The sequence below is a fragment of the Hymenobacter psoromatis genome, assembly GCF_020012125.1.
Classification (GTDB): domain Bacteria; phylum Bacteroidota; class Bacteroidia; order Cytophagales; family Hymenobacteraceae; genus Hymenobacter; species Hymenobacter psoromatis.
Genome location: NZ_JAIFAG010000001.1, coordinates 1,609,216 through 1,628,852, shown reverse-complemented (window position 1 = coordinate 1,628,852; position 19,637 = coordinate 1,609,216). Strand labels below are relative to the sequence as shown.

Annotated in this window: 16 protein-coding genes; 7 read left to right on the top strand and 9 right to left on the bottom strand. The window is 63.2% G+C overall.

Annotated features, from left to right (window positions below; genetic code table 11):
• The first annotated feature begins 16 nt into the window (after window positions 1-16).
• Window positions 17-544 (top strand): hypothetical protein, encoded by a 528-nt coding sequence (locus LC531_RS07000; RefSeq protein WP_223649600.1) that lies wholly within the window; start codon window positions 17-19, stop codon window positions 542-544.
• A gap of 23 nt (window positions 545-567) precedes the next feature.
• On the opposite strand, the gene LC531_RS06995 is transcribed toward LC531_RS07000, so the two are convergent.
• Window positions 568-2,445 (bottom strand): M61 family metallopeptidase, encoded by a 1,878-nt coding sequence (locus LC531_RS06995; protein WP_223649599.1) that lies wholly within the window; start codon window positions 2,443-2,445, stop codon window positions 568-570.
• A 129-nt stretch (window positions 2,446-2,574) separates the two neighbouring features.
• Between LC531_RS06995 and LC531_RS06990 the strand changes: the two genes are divergently transcribed.
• The 3 genes from LC531_RS06990 to LC531_RS06980 all read left to right on the top strand — a co-directional run bounded on the left by LC531_RS06990 (window position 2,575) and on the right by LC531_RS06980 (window position 5,025).
• Window positions 2,575-3,171, top strand: coding sequence for a C40 family peptidase (locus LC531_RS06990; RefSeq protein ID WP_223649598.1), 597 nt, complete (start codon window positions 2,575-2,577; stop codon window positions 3,169-3,171).
• Between the two features lie 628 nt (window positions 3,172-3,799).
• The gene (locus LC531_RS06985) at window positions 3,800-4,243 is read left to right on the top strand and encodes a DUF2147 domain-containing protein (protein WP_223649597.1); all 444 of its coding nucleotides are present in this window, start codon (window positions 3,800-3,802) and stop codon (window positions 4,241-4,243) included.
• A 146-nt stretch (window positions 4,244-4,389) separates the two neighbouring features.
• Window positions 4,390-5,025: a hypothetical protein gene (locus tag LC531_RS06980; RefSeq protein WP_223649596.1), complete on the top strand. Its 636-nt coding sequence runs from the start codon at window positions 4,390-4,392 to the stop codon at window positions 5,023-5,025.
• A gap of 88 nt (window positions 5,026-5,113) precedes the next feature.
• On the opposite strand, the gene LC531_RS06975 is transcribed toward LC531_RS06980, so the two are convergent.
• Window positions 5,114-5,539 carry a hypothetical protein gene (locus LC531_RS06975; protein WP_223649595.1) on the bottom strand — a complete coding sequence of 142 codons (426 nt, stop codon included), beginning with the start codon at window positions 5,537-5,539 and terminating at the stop codon, window positions 5,114-5,116.
• Window positions 5,540-5,674: 135 nt separating this feature from the next.
• A complete protein-coding gene (locus tag LC531_RS06970) occupies window positions 5,675-7,654 on the bottom strand; it encodes a M1 family metallopeptidase (protein WP_223649594.1) in 1,980 nt (659 codons plus the stop codon).
• 160 nt (window positions 7,655-7,814) lie between these two features.
• On the opposite strand from LC531_RS06970, the gene LC531_RS06965 reads away from it, so the two are divergent.
• Window positions 7,815-10,124, top strand: a complete 2,310-nt coding sequence (locus LC531_RS06965) for a T9SS type B sorting domain-containing protein (RefSeq protein ID WP_223649593.1) — start codon at window positions 7,815-7,817, stop codon at window positions 10,122-10,124.
• Between the two features lie 138 nt (window positions 10,125-10,262).
• On the opposite strand, the gene LC531_RS06960 is transcribed toward LC531_RS06965, so the two are convergent.
• The 3 genes from LC531_RS06960 to LC531_RS06950 form a co-directional block, all read right to left on the bottom strand.
• On the bottom strand, window positions 10,263-10,919 hold the full coding sequence (locus tag LC531_RS06960) for a cytochrome c oxidase subunit 3 (protein WP_223649592.1): 657 nt from the start codon (window positions 10,917-10,919) through the stop codon (window positions 10,263-10,265).
• A gap of 77 nt (window positions 10,920-10,996) precedes the next feature.
• The gene (locus LC531_RS06955; RefSeq protein WP_223649591.1) at window positions 10,997-11,344 is read right to left on the bottom strand and encodes a hypothetical protein; all 348 of its coding nucleotides are present in this window, start codon (window positions 11,342-11,344) and stop codon (window positions 10,997-10,999) included.
• Entirely contained in the window at window positions 11,337-11,588 is a 252-nt protein-coding gene (locus LC531_RS06950; protein ID WP_223649590.1) for a hypothetical protein, read from the bottom strand. Before LC531_RS06950 ends, LC531_RS06955 begins: the two co-directional genes overlap by 8 nt.
• Window positions 11,589-11,838: 250 nt before the next feature.
• On the opposite strand from LC531_RS06950, the gene LC531_RS06945 reads away from it, so the two are divergent.
• Together LC531_RS06945 and ligA are read left to right on the top strand one after the other, a co-directional pair.
• Window positions 11,839-12,039: a hypothetical protein gene (locus tag LC531_RS06945; protein ID WP_223649589.1), complete on the top strand. Its 201-nt coding sequence runs from the start codon at window positions 11,839-11,841 to the stop codon at window positions 12,037-12,039.
• A gap of 154 nt (window positions 12,040-12,193) precedes the next feature.
• Window positions 12,194-14,206, top strand: a complete 2,013-nt coding sequence (gene ligA / locus LC531_RS06940) for an NAD-dependent DNA ligase LigA (protein WP_223649588.1) — start codon at window positions 12,194-12,196, stop codon at window positions 14,204-14,206.
• Window positions 14,207-14,323: 117 nt separating this feature from the next.
• Here ligA and LC531_RS06935 read toward each other — a convergent pair whose 3' ends face one another.
• The 3 genes from LC531_RS06935 to tkt form a co-directional block, all read right to left on the bottom strand.
• The gene (locus tag LC531_RS06935; RefSeq protein ID WP_223649587.1) at window positions 14,324-16,069 is read right to left on the bottom strand and encodes a S41 family peptidase; all 1,746 of its coding nucleotides are present in this window, start codon (window positions 16,067-16,069) and stop codon (window positions 14,324-14,326) included.
• A gap of 28 nt (window positions 16,070-16,097) precedes the next feature.
• A complete protein-coding gene (locus LC531_RS06930) occupies window positions 16,098-17,303 on the bottom strand; it encodes a lactonase family protein (protein ID WP_223649586.1) in 1,206 nt (401 codons plus the stop codon).
• Window positions 17,304-17,495: 192 nt separating this feature from the next.
• Window positions 17,496-19,583, bottom strand: a complete 2,088-nt coding sequence (gene tkt, locus LC531_RS06925) for a transketolase (RefSeq protein ID WP_223649585.1) — start codon at window positions 19,581-19,583, stop codon at window positions 17,496-17,498.
• Window positions 19,584-19,637: the final 54 nt, after the last annotated feature.

Genomic DNA, 19,637 nt, shown 5'->3' with positions numbered 1-19,637 from the left:
GCGCAACTTTGCACGCATGACCCGCGCTTTTTTTACTTTTTTGCGGCTGGCGCTGCTTGGCCCCGCCGTCTTGCTCGCCCAGGCCCTACCCCCCACCTCGCCCCTACCCCGCCTGCTGGCCGAGCGCCGGATGCTGACGCAACGTTATGCCGAGGCCCGCGCCCAGCGCCACGGCCTGCTGGGCCTCAGCCATAAGCCCAGCAAGCAGGATTTGCAGGAGGTAGTAACCGCCCTGCAAGGCATCGTGGACCAGGATGAACGCATTGTGGCCGTGCTCAATCAAACCACCCAGCAGGCGCAGACCACCACCGCTACGCTGCAAACCACCGGCCGCGACGACCGTAACCTCACCGCCCAGCGCCTCAGCGAATTGCAAAACCAACTGCAAAACCAGCAGGAGCGCCTGCGCCAAGCCACCGAGCGCCAGCGCGGCATCGCCGCTGAGCTGCGCGAGGCCCAGCAGAGCCGCCTGCTGCGTGATGCACTACTGGCCGGGCTGGCCGTAGCGTGTGTGGGGCTGTTTTTTTGGCGGCGTAAGAAGTAGGGGGCAAGCCCCGCGCCCAATCCCTATTTACCCAGCCACTTGGCCAGGAGGCGCTGCTGGTCGGGGGTAGGGCTGGCGGCGGGCTGAATCTGATAAACGAGGTCGGAGTCGGGCTGGAGGGTCAGGCTCAGGTCGTGGAGGTAGGCATTGTGCTTAACCTGCATTTTGAGGACCATGCCGGGCGCGCTGGCGAAGAGGGCCTGCTTCACGGCCTCGTCGGTGGGGGCCGCGCCGTTGAGCTGCATCAGTTCGTCGTTGACATTCAGACCGCCGTTCCAGGCGGTGCCGTCGCGCTTCACGTAAGTCACTACGTAGTGGCCGTTGCGGTTGGCGATGGTAGCCCCCAGGCTACCGTTGGGGCTGGCGGGCGCGCTGGCCAGGGTCAGGCCCACGTAGCCGAGGGCGGTGGCATAGTCGAGAGTGCGAGTGCCGTACACGCAATTTTGGAAGAAGTCGTCAAAGCGCCGGCCAGCCACTTCAGCTACGGCATCCTGGTATTCCTGGTCGGTGAAGCCGCGCTTCAGGCCCTTGTAATACTTATCGTAAAGCAGCCGGAACACGTCGTCCACATGCTTCTGGCCGTTGGTGGCCTGCACAATTAGCAGGTCCAGCATCAAGCCCACCATCTCGCCCTTGTCGTAGTAGCTGATTTCGGAGTTGCGCGAATTTTCGTCGGGCCGGTAGCCGCGAATCCAGGCATCGAAGCTCGACATGGCCACCGGCTGCAACTTGTTGCCAGGCTGGTTTTCTACCCCCGTCAGCACGGCGGCCAGCTGGTCGTAGTACTGCTGGGCAGTATAGAAGCCGGCCCGCTGGGCAATCTGGTTGGCCATGTATTCAGTCTGGCCCTCACTCACCCACAGCATGTGGGTGTAGTTCTCCTTATCGTAGTCAAACGGCCCCAGCGCGATGGGCCGGATGCGCTTCACGTTCCAGAGATGAAAATACTCGTGGGCTACCAGGCGCAGGAAATTCTTGTAGCCCACCTCACTGGAGTAGGTGCCCGGCCGCGCGCCCAGCGTGGTCGAGTAGAGGTGCTCCAGGCCGCCGCCGCCCGCCTCCAGGTGGTGCACAATGAAGAGGTAGTGGTCAATCGGGTTCTGGCCCACCACGCGCTGGGCCTCCGTCGTAATCTTCTGCATATCAGCCAGGAAGCGCGGCTCGTCGGGCAGCGTATAGGGGCCGTACATCGCCATCTGGTGCGGCGTACCGTTGGTGATGAAACTCAGCACTTTCTGGTTGCCGATTTCGATGGGCGAATCGGCCAGCTCATCGTAATCCGCGGATTTATACACGAATTTCTGCATGCCCGATGCCGGGCGCAGGGCGGTGCTCACAGTGGCCCAGCCGGCGGCGGGCTGCACCGTTACCTGGCTGGGCATGTTCTTATTAGCCGCCGGGTACATAAAGATGCTGCTGCCCAGCGCAAAGCCGTGGTCGGCATCGATGTAGCTTGTGCGCACGCTGATTTCGTAGGCATACACCCCGTAGTCAACCCGGAATGTGGCCTGGCCAGGGTGGTGCACGCGCCAGGTATTTTTATCGAGCTTCTCCACGCGCAGGGCCGGGCCGCCGGCCGCCTGGGCCGTCAGCCGCTCCACGTGCCGCTCAAACTCGCGCACCAGGTATGAGCCGGGGGCCCACACTGGCATCTTGAGGTCAGTATATTCTTGGTTGAAGCCCTGCAAATCCATCCGCACCTCGAAGTAGTGCGTTTGGGGGGCGGGCATGGCCAGCGTGTAGCGCAGGGTGCTGGCGGTCGGCGCGGCGGTGGCTACCTTGGTGGCAGCGCGGCCAGGCTTCAACTTGGTTTTAACTTTAACTTGGGCGGCAGCGGGCCCGGCAGCCAGCAGGCCGGCCACGACGGCCAGCCGGCAAAAAGTAGAGATAGGTGCAAACATGGCTGCAAAGTAAGCGCCCGGCCTGGCACGATTCGGCCCCGCGCGGCCGTTGGAGTTTTTTCCTACCCCCGCCAACTTCTGCGGAGCTACCGCCGTTTAGCGGGCCAGCCCCTGGCCCGAACCTCACTTATGCGCAGTATCTGGTTGATTTTCGGGAGTCTGCTCCTAAGCTTGCTGGGCTTAAAACTATACCTGGGCTCAGTTACCACCCCCCCGGCTACGGCGGCCCAGCCGGCCCCTACCCCCTTGCTGGTACGGCTGGTAGCCGAGCGCCGCCCGGCCGCCGCGCCGGTGCTCGCGCGGCCATCCTTCGTGCCCCGGCGCGACAGTATCGTAGGCTTCGCATTGCGGCAGGTGGGTAGCCCCTATCTCTACGCGGGCATGAGTCCGGTGAGCGGCTTCGACTGCTCGGGCTTTGTGAGTTATGTATTTGGGCATTTTGGGGTGCCTACCCCCCATTCCACCGCCCTGCTCATCGACGTGGGCCAGCCGGTGCCCCGCGCCGAAGCCCAGCCCGGCGACATCGTGGTTTTTACCGGCACGGCCGCCACTAGCACCACGCCCGGCCACGCGGGCATCGTCATCTCGGCCCTGGGCGAAACGCCCCTGCGCTTCGTACACGCCTCGTCCGCGCAGCGCGCCTCGGGCGTCAAAATCAGCCAGGTCGAAGGCAGCGGCTACGAGCGCCGCTTTATGCAGGTCCGCAGAGTAATTGCAAATGAGTAGATGCGTAATACCCCTATTCACCTACTCATTTATTAGCTTCATAAAAAGAACGATGCCCGGCTGGCCCACCGCGGCGCGCTTGCGTGCGCCATCGGGCCAGTCGGGCATCTAATCCTTCAAATCTTACCAAGCGGCAGCGCTGGGGTACAGCGCCGGCGTCTCACAGTAAGACCTGTCCAACGAGAGGGGCAACGATACCGTGGCACCCTCCGCCGAGCTGTGTGTTTTAGGCGAGTACGGCGGTGAGGCGTACTACATTGGACAGGCTCGGCAGGATTTGGTTGGGACTACTAGACATTTTGTACCTCCTTTCTTTATGGTTCCACATAACCTCAGGCGCGCTTCCCAGCAATTTAGGGCGGCTTGCCTGGGGCCGTAGCACTCGCTACTGGGGGTTAAAGTTAATTGCCAGCGCCGAGGTTCAAAACTTTTTGAGCTATTTCTACTAGTCCGGGCCATTATTCTTAGCATTCTCTTGAGAGTCAAGCTACTTAATTTATAGTCGCCGGGCTGTCTTTTTGGTAGTGCGCGGGCTTGCGCAACGGCTTTGCGGCAGCGCACACGCATTCTGGCCGTATAATTGCCTTGGCTACTCCATATTTTTCACCACTTCTTCACATTCCCCACAATGTATAAATCGCTTGCCTTCTTATTAGCTCTTTGGCTTGGCTTGGCTACCCACGCGGCACAGGCCCAAACACTGTCGCCGCTGGGCATATGGACTAATTCGGAAAAAAAGGCCACCTTTGAGATATATAAGTGCGGCGATAAGCTCTGCGGTAAAATTGTGACCCTGACCGTCCCCAACGACCCGGCCACAGGCAAGCCCAAGCTCGATACCCAAAACCCTGACCCTAAGCTGCGTACTCGCCCGCGCCTGGGTCTGGTGTTCATGCAGGGCTTCAGCTACGACAGTGGCAACAAGTGGGACGATGGCAAAATCTACGACCCCGAAAGCGGCAAAACTTATTCCTGCTATATGAAGCTGGAGGGCGAAAACACGATGGAGGTGAAGGGCTACATTGGCTTTTCGCTCATCGGTAAGTCGCAGACCTGGACGCGGGTGAAGTAACCTGGCCCGTGGCCGGCGCGGCGCCCCTTTCTGGTTGGAGGGGGCGCCGTTTTGAGGTAGCCTACCCCTATCCTACCCGCCAGCAGGAGCCGAAACTATTTGCCGAAGGGCGTGTTTTCGAGCTACCTGGCCCACCTAACCCTACAGTGTTACAATTTCTTCAACAGCTTTTTCAGCGGCGCGGCGGCGCGGCCGAGTGGCAGCCCGCCCTGGAGCCCACGCCCGCGCAAAACCACGCGCACCGGGCCTGGGTAGCCGAGCGCGTGTTTCGCAACTGGCTGGGGCCCTACTACAAAGCCTACCACCTGCGCAAGGGTGGGGCGGGCGGACGGCGGGGCTTTCGGGTAGACCTGTTGCACGAGGAGGGACGCCAGGGGGCATTATTCTTTTATGACCACACCATTGGGCCAGGCAATTTTGGGCACCTCTACCAGCTGCTGGGCGAGCGCGTGCAGGACCTGGGCTATCGCCGCGCCTGCCACGACGCGCGCCATCGCCGTCACCAGCAGCTGCGCGAGGCTACCGTGAAGCAGCTCTTCAAGCCCCTACCCACCGACTGCACCGAGAGCGGGCGTTGCAACCAGCGCTACGGCCTCATCACCCTCGATTTGGTGACCGTGAACGAACGACCACTCTTCATTCGCCTCAGCACCAACCCCGTGCGTGAAGACTATTTCACGCCGCCTCACTCCTTCGAGGCGCTGCTCAAAACAATATTTGACGAGCCCCTAGCCGATGAAACCATTGCCAGCAAGATAAGCGCATACTACGCTATGGGGTAATAGTTAGGTGCTGATTGTTAACGATTTATCCTGGCGAGCAGGTAGCGCCAGCACGCAAAACCGACTTAGAGCAAGCAGCCTTCAGCACTTAGCAGTTAATTTTACCGGCACGCGGCGCGGTGGTGCGTAGCAGCCACGCGTAGGCGGCTTCTACGTCGGTAAACGTATCTACGGCGGGCCAATTGGTGCCGACCTGGGCCATTACTTGGTTGACATCGGCGCGGGCGCGTAGGTCGAGGGGTAGCACCCAGGCTACGGCTGATATACCGTTGCTTGTCAGCCGGAGAAAGAAATCCTGACCCAGCCACCGGGTCACTTCGCTCCAGCCGTCGAGGTCCTGGCTGCTGTCGTTGAGCACGCAGGTGCTACCCGTAGCCCGGATTTTTTCCAGCAGCAGCCAGCAGTAGTGCATGGAGGCTTCGGGCGAGCGCCTCCCACGCCAGGCCGTGAGGAGCCAATCGTGGTCGGAGTCGTAGGTAATGGTCAGGTCGGAATCCTCGAATAGTGTTTGCATGCCATCGGTAGCAGGAGGTGGAAATTAACCATTCAACGCGGGCAAGTATAAGACTACCATTATGCCCGGACAAGCCTTTTGGGTAAGATTTTGTGCCCCTACTCCACCAAACGTATTTTCTTCCGTTACTCTGGCTTATTCCTTTCCAAAGCGACCCTGGCTGAGCACCTCGCCGGCGGGGCCACGCAGGCGCAGCAGGTAGAGGCCGGGGGTCAGCGCCTGAGTGCGCACCACCGGCTGGGCGGGGGGTAGGGCCTGGCGCAGCACCAGGCGGCCAGTGGCATCGTACACCTCGGCCGTGGTGGGCGTGGCTAAGTCATTGACCGTAAGCTCATCTTGGCACGGATTGGGGTAGAGCGCCAGTGCGGGGCGGGCAGCGGGGCGGGTGGCTAGCACCAGCGCGGGGTCGGGCAGCACGGTGCCGGGCAGGTCGGGCAGCCAGCCATCGGGGTCCACGGCCACGGCCGCCACGGGGCCGCTTACGGCCACGCTAAAGCCCTGGCTGGCCTGCGTCTGGCGCACGCGCACGCGCTGGGTAGTACCATCCTGCAAGGTCAGCGCATAATCCACTTCGGTTTGGAAAAAGGGCGTGCTAGCGGGCACGGAGGCTGTTTCGGCTACCTGCAGAAATAAATTGCTACCCACCTGATTCCAGCGGACATTGAAAGCCGGGAAGCCTTCGCCGCGGTACCACTGCTGAAAAAAGTAGTCGAGCGGCTGCCCCAGCTCGGCCTCAAACAAGCGCTGCAAGTCGAGGGTGCGGGCCGTGCGGCCGCTGAACTGACTTTGGTACTGGCGCAGCACGCGGTAAAAGCGCGCATCGTCGTGGCAGAGGTAGCGCAGCAGGTGAATGACGGCCGCGCCCTTTTTATAGCTCAGGTTAGAGTTGAAGATGCGGCGCACGCTGGTCGTATCGGGCACGCGCACGGTACCGGTCACGTTACTCTGGGCGCGAGCCTGGGCGTCGTCCATCCAGGCGCGGGCGGCGGCGGGCGTGCTAAAGGCCTGCAACGACAGATACTCGCCGTAGGAAGCGAAGCCCTCGTTGAGCCAGATATCTTCCCAGCTGGCGCAGGTCACGTTGTCGCCAAACCACTGGTGAAACAGCTCGTGGGCCACCAGCGTGAAGTCGAAATAGCCAAGCGTGGTCATGGTCTGGTGCTCCATGCCGCCGCCGATGGGGGCCATCGCGTGGCCGTACTTCTCATCGGCAAAAAAATATGTCCCAAATAGGTTGGAGTAATTCTCGATAAAGCCCGCCGTGCGGTCGATGTCGGTCTGATAGTACGCCAGCGACTCCGGGTCATACACGTAGCTGACGATGGGCACGCGCGGGCCGCCCGCGGGCTGGGCGTAGGTCAGGTACTCGACGTAGGGCGCCACGGCCACCGAAATGAGGTAGTAGGCGATGGGATGATGCTCGTGCCACTCGTAGCGCACCCGGTTATTGGGCAGCCGTACGGTGCGGGCCAGCACGCCGTTGGAGCCCACTTTATTGGGTAAGTCGGTGGTAATGAACACGGCCGAAGAATCGGCCTTGTCGGTGAGCACCTGCTTGCAGGGAAACCACTCGTGGGCCGAAAACGGCTCCGACAGGCTCCAGGTGACGTGGTAGGGGTAGTTTACGCCATCGCGCAGGTAGTGGTCGGCGCTGTTGAAGGCGTTGCCCACGGCGTTGGTGTTGCCGTGGGGCGCCGTGCCGTGGTAGTAGATGCGGGCATCGAGCAGCGTGCCGGCCGGCGCGGGCGCGGCCAGCGCGGCGGTGGCGGCCTGGCCCCGGCGCAGCACGCCGGGCGCACGCCTACCCCCGGCCACCACCGAGTCGATGACCAGCGTGGCGGCGGTGGGTAGCGAGTCGGGCGGGGCCTGGTACAGCTCGAAGGCCAGCGAGTCGAGGGCCTGCGCGCCCACCCGCACCCGCAGGAGCACCGAGCCGGCGATGGCCCGCGAGGTATTGCTGAGCGTGAGGTCGAGCTGGTAAAACTGCACGTCGTAGCGGTCCATCAGTTGGCGGTGGTGCGCCGACATGCCGGGCGCGGCCTGGCCGTGGGCCACCGAAGCGGCCAGTCCCCAGGCCACCAGCACCCGCCTAAACCAGCCGCTTTTTTCGCGCATTGCCGATACTAGCGCCGGCCCGGCCCACGTTGGCCTACCTGGCTACCCGAAGGTAAGTAGCTGGGGCAGAATACCCACTGCCCGGCCCTGGCGGCTACAAGCCGCGCGGATAGTATCTTCACTCGCGGGCCCCACAAGTAGGGTTTTTTGATTGTTTTTTATGATGAAAACTTACTACTTTCGGTTGTTAAGCTGGCTGGGCGGCGGGCCGCGGCGAGCCAGGCGGGGGCTGGTGCTCCTGCTGCTAGTACTGCTGAGCGCGCCGGTGGCGCGCGCTACGCACATCGTAGGCGGCGAGATGGATTTGCAGTACCTGAGCGGCAACACCTATCAGCTCACGCTCAATCTTTACTTTGACGCGGTAAACGGCAACCCCAGCGCGCTGGACGGAAGCCTGACGGCCGGCATTTTCGAAAAAGATACCAACCGCAAGCTGGGCTCGGTGCTGCTCCCCCTCATCAGCGACACGTTTGTGAACTACACCAACCCGGCCTGCGCGGTGGGCTCGCTCAGCACTAAGGCGCTCGTGTACCGGAACACGATTGAGCTGCCGCCGGGCACCTACGGCGCGAGCCAGGGCTACTACGTGGCCGTGGAGCGCTGCTGCCGCAACGTCACCATCAGCAATATCGTGGCTCCGCAGAACGCGGCCCAGACGTTCTACCTGGAGTTTCCGGCCGTGGTGCGCAACGGGCAGGCGTTTCGGGACTCGACGCCGCGCCTGTTTCCGGCGCTGGCCGACTACGCCTGCCTGGGCGAGCTGTTTACCTACGACTTTGGCGGCCAGGACCCCGACGGCGACTCGCTGGTCTACGACCTGGTGACGCCGCTCAACGGCCACGCCACGCCCATTGTGCCCAGCCCCGTGGCGGCCGGCGCGCCTTACGCCGAAATTACCTGGGCCCCCGGCCGCAGCCAGACCAACCAGATTCCGGGCACGCCGGCCCTGAGCATTGGGGTGCGCACGGGGCGGCTTCAGGTGCGGCCCGCCATGCAGGGGCTGTTCGTATTTGGGGTGCGCTGCCAGGAATTTCGGCAAGGGATGAAGATTGGCGAGACGCGGCGCGACTTTCAGGTGCAAGTGCTGGCGTGCCCCAAAAACAACCCGCCCAGCCTGGCCTTGCTCCCCACCCCCAGCGGCCGGGTCGTGTACCATGCCGGGCGCGATACGCTGCGCATTGTGCCCAGCGGCCCGCACTGCGTGCGCCTGCGCTTCACCGACCCCGACCCCAACTCGCGGCTCACGCTCAGTCTGCGGCCGGTGGACTACGCGGGAGCCCTACCCACCTTCACCACGGCCACTTCCGGCACGGTGCACCTGGCCGGCGCGCCCGATACGCTGGTGGCCTCGCTCTGCTTCGCCGACTGCACCAACACCCTGGGCAAGGTGGCCCACCTCGACGTGATAGTGGCGGATAATGGCTGCTCCTTGCCCAAGCACGACACGGTGCACGTGGCCTTTATCGGAATGCCGCCGCCCAACGCGCCCCCGACCCTCACCAGCACGGCCGGCCCTACCCTACCCCTGCACGTGCGGCCGGGCCAGACGCTGGCCTTCGACCTGACTGGCACCGATGCCGAGGCCGACCCCATCGTGTTTACGCTGGCGGGCAGCCCCGGCTTCGCGCCCGACGTGCTGGGCGCTACCCTCACCCCGCAGGCCCAGGTGGGTACTATGCGCCCGGCCCGCTTCACGTGGCCCGTCGATTGCCGGGCCATTACTGACCCGCCGGGGCAAGTGCGGATGCTGGTGTTCACGGCCACGTCTACCACGCCCTGCGGCGATAAGCAGGCATCGGCCCCGCTGAGCGTGCCGGTTATCGTGGATTATACTAACGTGCCGCCGGTGCTCACCTCTACCCTACCCCCCGCCGGGGCCGGGGCCGAACCGCCGCTCATCCGGGTGCCGCTGGGGCAGCCCTACGTGGCTACCCTGGCCGGCACCGACGCCGATAGCGACGTGCTGACGCTAAGCGCCAGCAGCCAGGGCTTCGACCTGGCGGCGGCCGGCATGCGGTTTGTGCCGACCGCTAGTCCGGCGGGCCGCGCCAATGCCACCTTTAGCTGGCTGCCCGCCTGCGATGGGGTAGGCGTGCGCGACGGCCAGCCCCAGGTGCTCACTGTCACGTTTCAGCTGCAAGAGGCTACCTGCCGGCCCCAGCCCCAGGCGCGTACCGTGCGCTTTGAGGTGGTAAACCCCGATACGGCGGCCTTCACGCCGCCCAATATTATCCTGCCCACCGGCTCCAACCAGGCCAACCGCGTGTTCACCATTGGTAGCCTACCCCCAGATTTTTGTGATACGCGCTTTACGGGCATCAAAATCTTCTCACGCTGGGGCCGGCTGGTGTACGAGTCGGGGGACCGCAACTTTGCCTGGGCCGGCGAAAACTCGGCTGGCACCTACTATTATTTGCTTACTTACACCACCGGCCGGCGCTATAAAGGGTGGGTAGAGGTGATGCAGTAGTCCAGACCGCGGATTTATCGGATTGGTCGGACTAGTCGGATTTTGTGGACGTAAAAAAGGCCGCTTGATGAGCGGCCTTTTTTACGTCCTGTCAATCGTGGTTCGCCCACGAAATCTGATAAATTCGTGGTTTGGACATCAATACAAAAATAGGAAAACTGCGAACAGCGCTACCCACAGCACGTCAATAAAGTGCCAGTAGGTGGTTAAGGCACGTAGCTGGCGCAGGTGGTAGGGGTTGCGGATAAAAACGAGCGCGCGCACGGAATCGCGGCTGGCGTGCAGGGTGCGGGTCAGCTGAACCAGCAGAAAAATGAGGCCGGCCGCTACGTGCGCCACGTGCAGCCCCGAAATCACGTACACGAATGTGCCGCCGCGCTCGCCCGTGAATAGCACGCCCTGGTGCACCAGCTCGCGCCAGCCCTGCACCTGCAAGCCGCTGAACACGCAGCCCAGCACCAGGGTAGCCCCCAGGCAGCGCGCCAGGCCGGGGAGGTCGTCGGCCCGGTACAGGCGGGGAGCCTGCGCCAGCGTGTACGACGATACCAGCAGCACCACCGTGCTCAGCGAAAAATAGCGCGGAAACGGGTGAACGCCACTCGGCAGGCTGCTTTGCGCCCGCGAGGACACATACATGGCCACCAGCGTCACAAACAGCATCGTGATGCCCACGAGCGCCACGTACAGCATCATCAGCAGCGGCGGCACCCGCTCGATGCGGCTAAAAGCCGAGCCACCGGCCGCGCGGCGGCCGGTGCCAGAGGGAGTATTACGGTCGTCGCGAGGAGCTAGCACGGGCAGAAGTTACGGCAAAAAGAACTCCTTATGGTAAGCTGAAAGTAGCATTTTTTGTTCGGCCAACCTATGCCGGCTCACTTAAAAAACGAACCGATTTTACCCAGCACCGCGTGCAGCGTAATCTTGGGGCTGTCGCGGTCAGCCAGGCCGAAGGTGACGTAGGTTTTGCCCGCCACCCGCAGGTCGAGCACCAGGCCCAGGCGGCGGGCCAGCTGGTGCAGCTGCTGCAAGGGGTCGGGGCCGGGCTTTTTGGGGGTCTTCGGGGTGCCGGGCGGCTGGGGCGGGCCGCTCGTAATCAGGTCGAGCACCTGCTGGCTGGGCACGTTAAGAATAAGGTAGGAGCCCGCCGCCGCCAGCTGAATTTCGTGCCCGCCCGGCCAGGTAAGCGTCAGCCGGGCCTCTACCTCCAGGCCGCTAGGCACGCGGGGCGTGGGGGTCGGGCAGGGGTGATACGATGGGCGCGCCGGCCGCCGGGGCCTCACCCTTGGTGCGGATGCGGAGCGAGCCGTTGAGCTTCCAGGTGGCGGGTAGGCCAGCGGGATTGGTCTGGTTAGGCACTTGTAATTCTACCTGGTCGAAGGCCAGATTCAGCTCGACACCGCCCGAAAGCTTAGTAAGCAGCGAAGCGGCCGTGTCGGCCCAGGAAGTAGCGGATTGGTCGGGCATGGTTTTCTGGTTTTAGATTATTGCTTGAAAACGTTTGTCCTTGCGAGCGCAGCGCGGCAATCGCCCCAGAGCGATAGACAAACTAGCTAGCAGAACGACCGGCGCGGGTGTCGTTCTGGGGCGATTGACGCGCTGCGCTCGCAATGACGAACGTTTTCAATTAGAAACGCCAACGGCAACCACCCGGCCAGGGTTGCTGTTGGGCTGGCAGGTGTATTTTTGTGCCGTTCTCCGTTTTTTCGTTTAGCTCATGAAGTTCTTCGCCTGGTTTGCCGTCGCTACCCTTGCTTTTCTGCTGATTGCCCGCTTCAAGCCGCAGTCGCCGGCCGAGCCAATAATTCCGACCGAGCTGAAGGAAGCTCAGGGCCAGCCGGGAGCCGACAACAACGCCCCGCCCGCCCGCACCGAAGCGCAGGGCGAGCGTGCCGCCCAGCAGGGGGGTAGCAAGTAGTCTTTTGCTCGCTATAAGCTAGTTGTCATGGCGAGCAACGCGAAGCAATCGCACCCGAACGATACCCACGCCGGTCGTTCGGGTGCGATTGCTTCGCGTTGCTCGCCATGACAACTTTTTCTAACTAGAAACCGGGAACTAGGAACCTAAAGAAATGGACTCGCAAGCCCGCATGCAGGCCCTCGCTCAGCGCCTGCACCACCTCAATACGCAATATTACCAGCACGATATCTCGGAGGTATCGGACCAGGAATTTGACACTTTGCTGGCCGAGCTAAACCAGCTGGAGCAGGCCCACCCCGAATTGGCGCAGCCCAACTCCCCTACCCAGCGCGTGGGTGGCACCATTACCAAGCAGTTTGCCACGGCCACGCACCGCTACCCCATGCTGAGCCTGGGCAATACGTACTCGGAAGATGACCTGCGCGAGTTTGACGAGCGCGTGCAGAAGGGCCTGGAAGGCGCACCCTACGGCTACGTATGCGAGCAAAAATTCGACGGCGTAGCCATGAGCTTGGCTTATGCAAACGGCGACCTGCACCAGGGCGTGACGCGCGGCGACGGCACCCACGGCGACGTGGTAACGGCCAACGTGCGCACCATTCGCACCCTACCTCTGCATTTGCCCGGCAACTTCCCAGCCGAGGTAGAAGTGCGCGGCGAGGTATTTATGCCCAACCAGGTTTTCAACGACCTCAACCAGGAGCGCGAGCAAAACGGCGAGGCCCTGCTGGCTAACCCGCGCAACGCCGCCAGCGGTGCGCTCAAGCTTCAGGATTCCAGCCAGGTGGCGGCGCGGCGGCTGCGCTTTTATGCGTATTCGGTGCTCACGCCGGGCCGGCACTTCGCTAGCCACAGCGAGAGCTTGGAGGCTGCCACGGCCTGGGGCCTGCCGGTATCACCCACCTGGCGGCGCTGCGCCAATTTGCAGGAAGTGCTCGACTACATCCACGAGTGGGAGCAGAAGCGCTTTACCCTGCCCGTGAATACGGATGGCATCGTGATTAAGGTCGATAACCTGCGCCAGCAGGACCAGCTGGGCCTCACGGCCAAGAGCCCGCGCTGGGCCATTGCCTACAAATACCCCACGGCGGCGGCCCGCACCCGGCTGCGCGAAATCATCTACAACGTGGGCCGCACCGGGGCCGTAACGCCCGTGGCCCTGCTCGACCCCGTGGCGCTGGCCGGCACCACCGTGAAGCGCGCCAGCGTGCACAACGCCAACCAGATAGCCCTGCTCGACCTGCGCCTCGGCGATATGGTGTTCGTGGAGAAAGGCGGCGAAATCATTCCCAAAATTACGGGTGTGGACCTGGCCGAGCGGCCCGCTACCGCCGTGCCGGTGCGCTTCCCCACCGAGTGCCCAGCCTGCGGCACGCCGCTGGTGCGCCCCGAGGGCGAGGCGCACTTCCGCTGCCCCAACGAGCGCGGCTGCCCGCCCCAGCTCAAAGCCCGGCTGGAACACTACGTGAGTCGCAAAGCGCTGAATATCGACGGCTTAGGAGCCGAAACGGTGGGCCGCCTCTTCGACCTGGGCTTGGTGGCTACCCCCGCCGATATCTACGACCTGCCCCAGCGCCGCCCCGAGCTGGTGGGCCTGGAACGCCTGGGCGAAAAGTCGATTGACAACCTACTGGCGGGAATTGAGAAGAGCAAAACCGTGCCCTTCGAGCGAGTGCTCTTCGGCCTCGGCATTCGCTACGTGGGCGAAACAGTGGCCCAGAAGCTGGCCCAGCACTACCGCACCATCGAGGCGCTCCTGGCGGCCTCGGCCGGGGAGCTGGCCGCCGTGCCCGAGGTGGGCGGCGTCATTGCCGACTCGATGGCCCTGTGGAGCCAGCAGCCCGAAAATCAGGAGCAGGTGCGTCGCCTGCAAGCCGCCAGCGTGCAGCTCGAAGCCAGCGGCGAGCCGCCGCAAGCGGCGAGCGACCGCCTGGCGAGCCTCACCTTCGTGCTCTCGGGCGTGTTCGAAAACTACAGCCGCGAGCAGCTACAAACCCTCATCCAGCAGCACGGCGGCAAAATCACGGGCTCGATTTCCAAGAAGCTGAGTTACCTCGTGGCCGGCGACAATATGGGGCCGGCCAAGCGCGAAAAAGCGCTGGGTTTCAAGGTGCCCATTATCTCGGAAAATGAGCTGCTGGCGCTGCTGCCGGTGGGCGAATAAGCACCGGCCGTTAACTCATTGAGAAGTAGGGTGCGGGGCTTGCCCCCGCCCACCGTTGCACGAAACAGCTACGAATCGTTCAACGCCGGGCGGGGGTAAGCCCCGCACCCTACATAGCTAGCCGTGGGGCTTGGTAATGAGTTCGATGGCCCGGTCCAGCAGCTCATCGCGCCCGGCGCGCAGGCCCGCTATCGTAGGGCGCACGGGCACGTCAATTGCGAGGCCGACCCGCTGAGTTTCGCGACCGTTGGGGTAGTACGCCCCAATGCCAGTCATCAGCGTTTTCAGGCCGCCGGGCAGCGTTATTTTTGTCGTATTGCCATCCGCGGCCGCCGTTTGGCTACCGAGCAGCGTGCCGTGCGGGGTAGCCTGAAAGGCCATTGCCGTGAACTCGGCCAAGCTTCGACTCTTTTCATTCACCAGCACCACCACCCGGCCGGTGTAGGGCGTCAGGCCCTGGGGTTTGATAGTATCGGGGGCCTGCCATAGAAATCGTCCCGGACAAGTAGGGTCACGTTGCGTGAACTTGGCGAAGGTTACTGGCTGAGCAAGTAAAAAGCCTGGCAGATAGGTTGTTACAAAATCACTCGGATAATTGCGCTGGTCTACCACAATTCCCTTCGCGTGGGAAAACGCCCGCATGATGGCGGGCACCTTGGCGGCCTTGATGCGAGCCATGTCGATGTAGCCGACTTCGGGGGTCAGAAACCGGTACATGCTATCGGCCGCGGCGGGCTGGGCGGCGGGCACCGTTCCCACTGCCACGGCGGGCACCGTCAGGCGCAGGGGCTGGCCCGCCCGCACTACCTGCACCGCCACCTGCGGCGTGGCGCAGTAGAGCAGGTTTACGGCAATGGTGTTGAGTTGGGCGGGCCGGTTGGAAGCGCCCGTTTCGGGCAGGCGCTGCCGCACCAGGTCGGCCACCGCCACGCCCGCGAAGTGGGTCAGCACGTCGCCCGGCTCCAATGGGGGGGTAGGCACCAGCTCATCGTGGCGCACGCTGGTCACTACCGCCTGGTCGTCGATAAACTGCACCTCGGCGGCCACCTGATACGCGCCCCGCTCGGCTTCGAGCAGCGGGTCGGGTGGGTAGAAGCGGGCGTGGCCGTCGTGCACGTGGGCAAACAGCGCCAGGGCCGCGTGCCGGTAGGCCAGCGGCGTACCAGCTTCGGCAAACCGGGGCAGCAACGCGGGCAGCACAGCGGACCACCTTTCATCCAGCACGTAGGGGTAGGGATAATAGTACTGGTACATGTTCCAGTAGCGGCACAGGCCCAGCAGGCGCAGCCCCTGCGTGGGCAGGGCCGGCTCGGCATAGGCTTCCTCGTGCGGAAAGAGCGTGGTAGAACCCAACTGGCCCACATAATAGGGCGCACCCTGGTAGCGGTTGGCCGCAATAAAGGCTAGCTGCTGCCGCAGCGGCGCGCTAAAGCGCCGCTTATCCTGAGCCCAGCGCAGGTCAGTGCGCAGGCGCACCGGCTTGGTCGGCGGCGCGGCGCAGGCCGGGCAAGCCGGCACCGCGCCCAAGCCAGTAATCCAAGCGCTGAGCAGGCGGCTGCGCTGCTCCCCCGACTGGCAGGCCAGCACTGCCGGCAGCTGACGCAGAAACTCAGCATCCCAATCACGTTGCCCGGCGGCCACGGCCGGGTGAAAGTACTTGAGCAAGCCCCAGACCTGCCCCAGCGCCGCCACGTTGTCCACCTGCCGCGGGGTGAGGGTGGTGAGTTGCGGCAGGGCCGCCGCCAGGGCTACCGCCACGGCCGGGTCGGGCGCGACCGGCGCGGTGGCCTCCACCTGGGCACACGCGGGCAGGGTAGCCCAACCTAGCCCGAAGACTAATAGACAAGAAACAAGTTTTGACATGGTGTAGGGCGTAGAAGCCAGCAAGCAACTACTTCGTAAAATCGGCCACCACCTCCACAAACATCGGCGAGGGCAGGCTCACTGACTGCTCGGTGGGCGTGAGCTTACCCGATTGCTTATCAACCCGATAGGTAAAAATATTATCCGAATTCTGGTTGGCCACCAGCAGCAGCCGGCCGCTGGGGTCAAGGGCGAAGTTGCGGGGCGTTTTGCCCTGCGTGCTCACGTGCTGCACCAGCGCGAGGCGGCCATCGGCCGGTGCAATGCTGAACACCGCCAGGCTGTTATCGCCCCGGTTGGAGGTGTAGAGGAAGCGCCCGTCGGGCGACACGTGCACGTCGGCCCCCGAGTTTTCGCCCGTGAAGCCCGCGGGCAACGTCGAAACCGTCTGGATTTCGCTAAATGTGCCGTGGTCCGCGTCGTAAGTCAGGGCCGTCACGGTCGAGTTCAGCTCGTTTTCGAGGTAAGCCCGGCGGCCATCGGGGTGAAAGGTGAGGTGGCGCGGCCCCGCGCCCGGCTTGGCCACGAAGGCGGGGGTAGGGAGCAGCCGCAGCTGCCCGGCGGCCGCATCTAGCTGGTAGCCATACACCTTATCGGTGCCCAGGTCCACGGCGAAGGCGTAGCGGTTGGCCGGGTCCGGAATGAAGCAGTGGGCGTGGGCGTGGTCCTGGTTTTTATGCGGGCCCAGCGGCGGCTGGTGCTGGTCGGTGGCGGCGGGCGGGGCCAGCGCGCCATCGGCGCGCAGCGGCAACAGGGCCACATTACCCCCTACGTAGTTGGCTACCAGGGCATCCTTACCCGTATGGTCGAGGCTGATGTAGCACGGCGACGCCCCCAGCGAAGGCTGCTGGTCGAGCAGCGTGAGCGCGCCCGTAGTGGCATTCACCTCAAACGCGCTCACGCCCCCGCTATTGGCGCGGCCCTGGAAGGTGCCGGTTTCGCTCACCGCGTAGAGGTGGCGGCGCGCGGCATCCATCGTCAGGTAGCTGGGCTGGCTGCCGCCGCGCTGCACACTCAGGGGAGTCAGCTCGCCGGTGGTAGCGTGCAGGCGGTAGAGGTAAATAGTAGAGGCTTGGTCGCCGCTCACGTTGGTGCCCACGTACACGAGGTAGCTGCGGTCGGCATTGGCCACGGCGCTGCTGGTGTTGGTGCCGGCGCAGCCGCCGAGGAGGGTAGCGAGGACTACCCCGGCGAAGGGGACTAGGAAAAACCGCGGGGTAAGCTGGCTGGGCATGAGGACAGTGGATTGGTCACCGCAAAGATGTCTTTGCCAGTTGGAAAACCGCTACCGCGGGCACTTTCATAATCTGCGATGCTACTGCTAACATGAATTGTGCAAAGGGAGGCAAAAATCAAAGACGCTGAATTAAAAATCTGCTAGCCAGATTTTTAATTCAGCGTCTTTGATTTTTGCCTCCCTTCTACCCTATACAGCGCCTTCGCTACCCTTGGCCACTAGCTGCTTCTTTTCTTCTTCCTGGCCTTCGTCTTCCGGATGGCCGGCGAGCACGCCCTGGGCGCGCTTCACCACATTCTCTACCGTGAAACCGAACTTTTCGAACAATTCTTCAGCCGGGCCCGACGCGCCGAAGCGGTTCATGGCGATAATGCCGCCCTCGTCGGTCGTGTACTTGTGCCAGCCGATGGGCGAACCAGCCTCGATGGCCAGACGCTTTTTAAGCGTCGGCGGCAACACTTTTTCGCGGTAGGCTTTATCCTGGTGCTCAAATAATTCCCAGCTCGGAAAGCTCACCACGCGGGTAGGCGTGCCGGCTTTTTGCAGTTCCGCTTGCGCGCCCATTGCCAGCTTTACTTCCGAGCCGGTAGCGATGAGGATGAGTTGCGGCTCGCCCCCGTCGGCTTCGCTCAGAATGTACGCGCCCTTGGCCACGCCCTCGCGGGCCGAGCCCAGCTTAGACTGGTCCAGGATGGGTAGCTTCTGGCGCGAGAACACCAGCACGACCGGCGACTTGGGCGTGGTCAGGGCAATGCGCCAGGCTTCGGTGCTCTCGTTGGCATCGGCGGGGCGCAGCACCACGATGTTCGGAATGCTGCGCAACGCCAGCACCTGCTCGATGGGCTGGTGGGTAGGGCCGTCCTCGCCCAGCCCAATACTGTCGTGGGTGAACACGAACGTGGCCGTGCTCTCAGCCAAGGCCGTAAGGCGAATGGCCCCGCGCATATAGTCGCTGAACGTCAGGAACGTGCCGCCGTAGGTGCGCAGGCCGCCGTGGTGCGCAATGCCGTTCATGGCCCCGCCCATCGCGTGCTCGCGCACCCCAAACCAGATATTGCTGCGCTCGGGGTGCAGATACTGAAACGAATCGTCGCCCGACTTATCCATCTCGTTCGACGAGGCCAAATCGGCAGAGCCACCGAACATGAACGGCACCGACTTTTTAATAACATCCAGGGCCTTGCCCGAGGCCTGGCGGGTGGCCAACTCGCCATCGGCGGGCGTGTAGGTGGGCAGGTCCTTGTCCCAGCCGTCGGGCAGCTTGCCGTCGAAAGAAAGCCGGAACATCGCCGCCTCATCTTTATTATTCTGGGCGTATTTCTCAAAATCCGCATCCCACTGCTTTTGCAGCTCGGCCCCTTTCTTACCGGGCTCACGCAGGTGGTCGTATACCTCTTGCGGCACCTGGAAGCTCTTTTCGGGGTCGAAGCCGTAGAACGACTTGGTGGCCTTCACATTCTCGGGGCCCAGCGGCGAGCCGTGAGCCTTGCTGGTGCCGGCCAGTGGCGAGCCGAAGCCAATAATGGTGCGCACCGCAATAATCGACGGCCGGTCCTTCACCGCCTGCGCCACCTTAATGGCATTCTCAATCTCGTCCAGGCTGTTGCCGTCCTGCACGTGCTGGGTGTGCCAGTAGTACGATTCAAAGCGCTGCATCGCGTTCTCGGTGTAGGCGAAGCTGGTCGGCCCGTCGAGCGATATTTTGTTGTCGTCGTAGAGATAAATCATCTTACCCAGCTGCAAGTGCCCGGCCAGCGAGGCCGATTCCGAGGCAATACCTTCCATCAGGTCGCCGTCGCTCACCAGCACGTAGGTGTAGTGGTCCTGCACCGGGGCCTGGCCCTCCTTGTTATAAAGCGCGGCGAGGTGCGCCTCGCTCATGGCCATGCCCACGCCGTTGGCGAAGCCCTGGCCCAGCGGACCGGTCGTCACCTCCACGCCGGGCGTAATGTGCGACTCGGGGTGGCCCGGCGTGCGGGAGCCCAGCTGCCGGAACTGCTTCAGGTCTTCCAAGCTTAAATCGTAGCCATAGAGGTGCAATAAGCTGTATAGCAAGGCCGAGCCGTGGCCAGCCGACAGTACGAAGCGGTCGCGGTTGGGCCACTTGGGGTCCTGGGGATTGAAGCGCAAAAAGCGCGACCACAGTACGTAAGCCATTGGGGCGCAGCCCAGGGGTAGGCCGGGGTGACCCGAATTGGCTTGCTGCACCATGTCTATTGATAATAGCCGAATGGTGCTGATACTCAGCTCGTCAATGGAGACTTTGGGGTTGCTCATGGGGGTAGGCGAAAATGATTGGTAACGCAAAGGAACGCGACCGGGCCGCTTTTT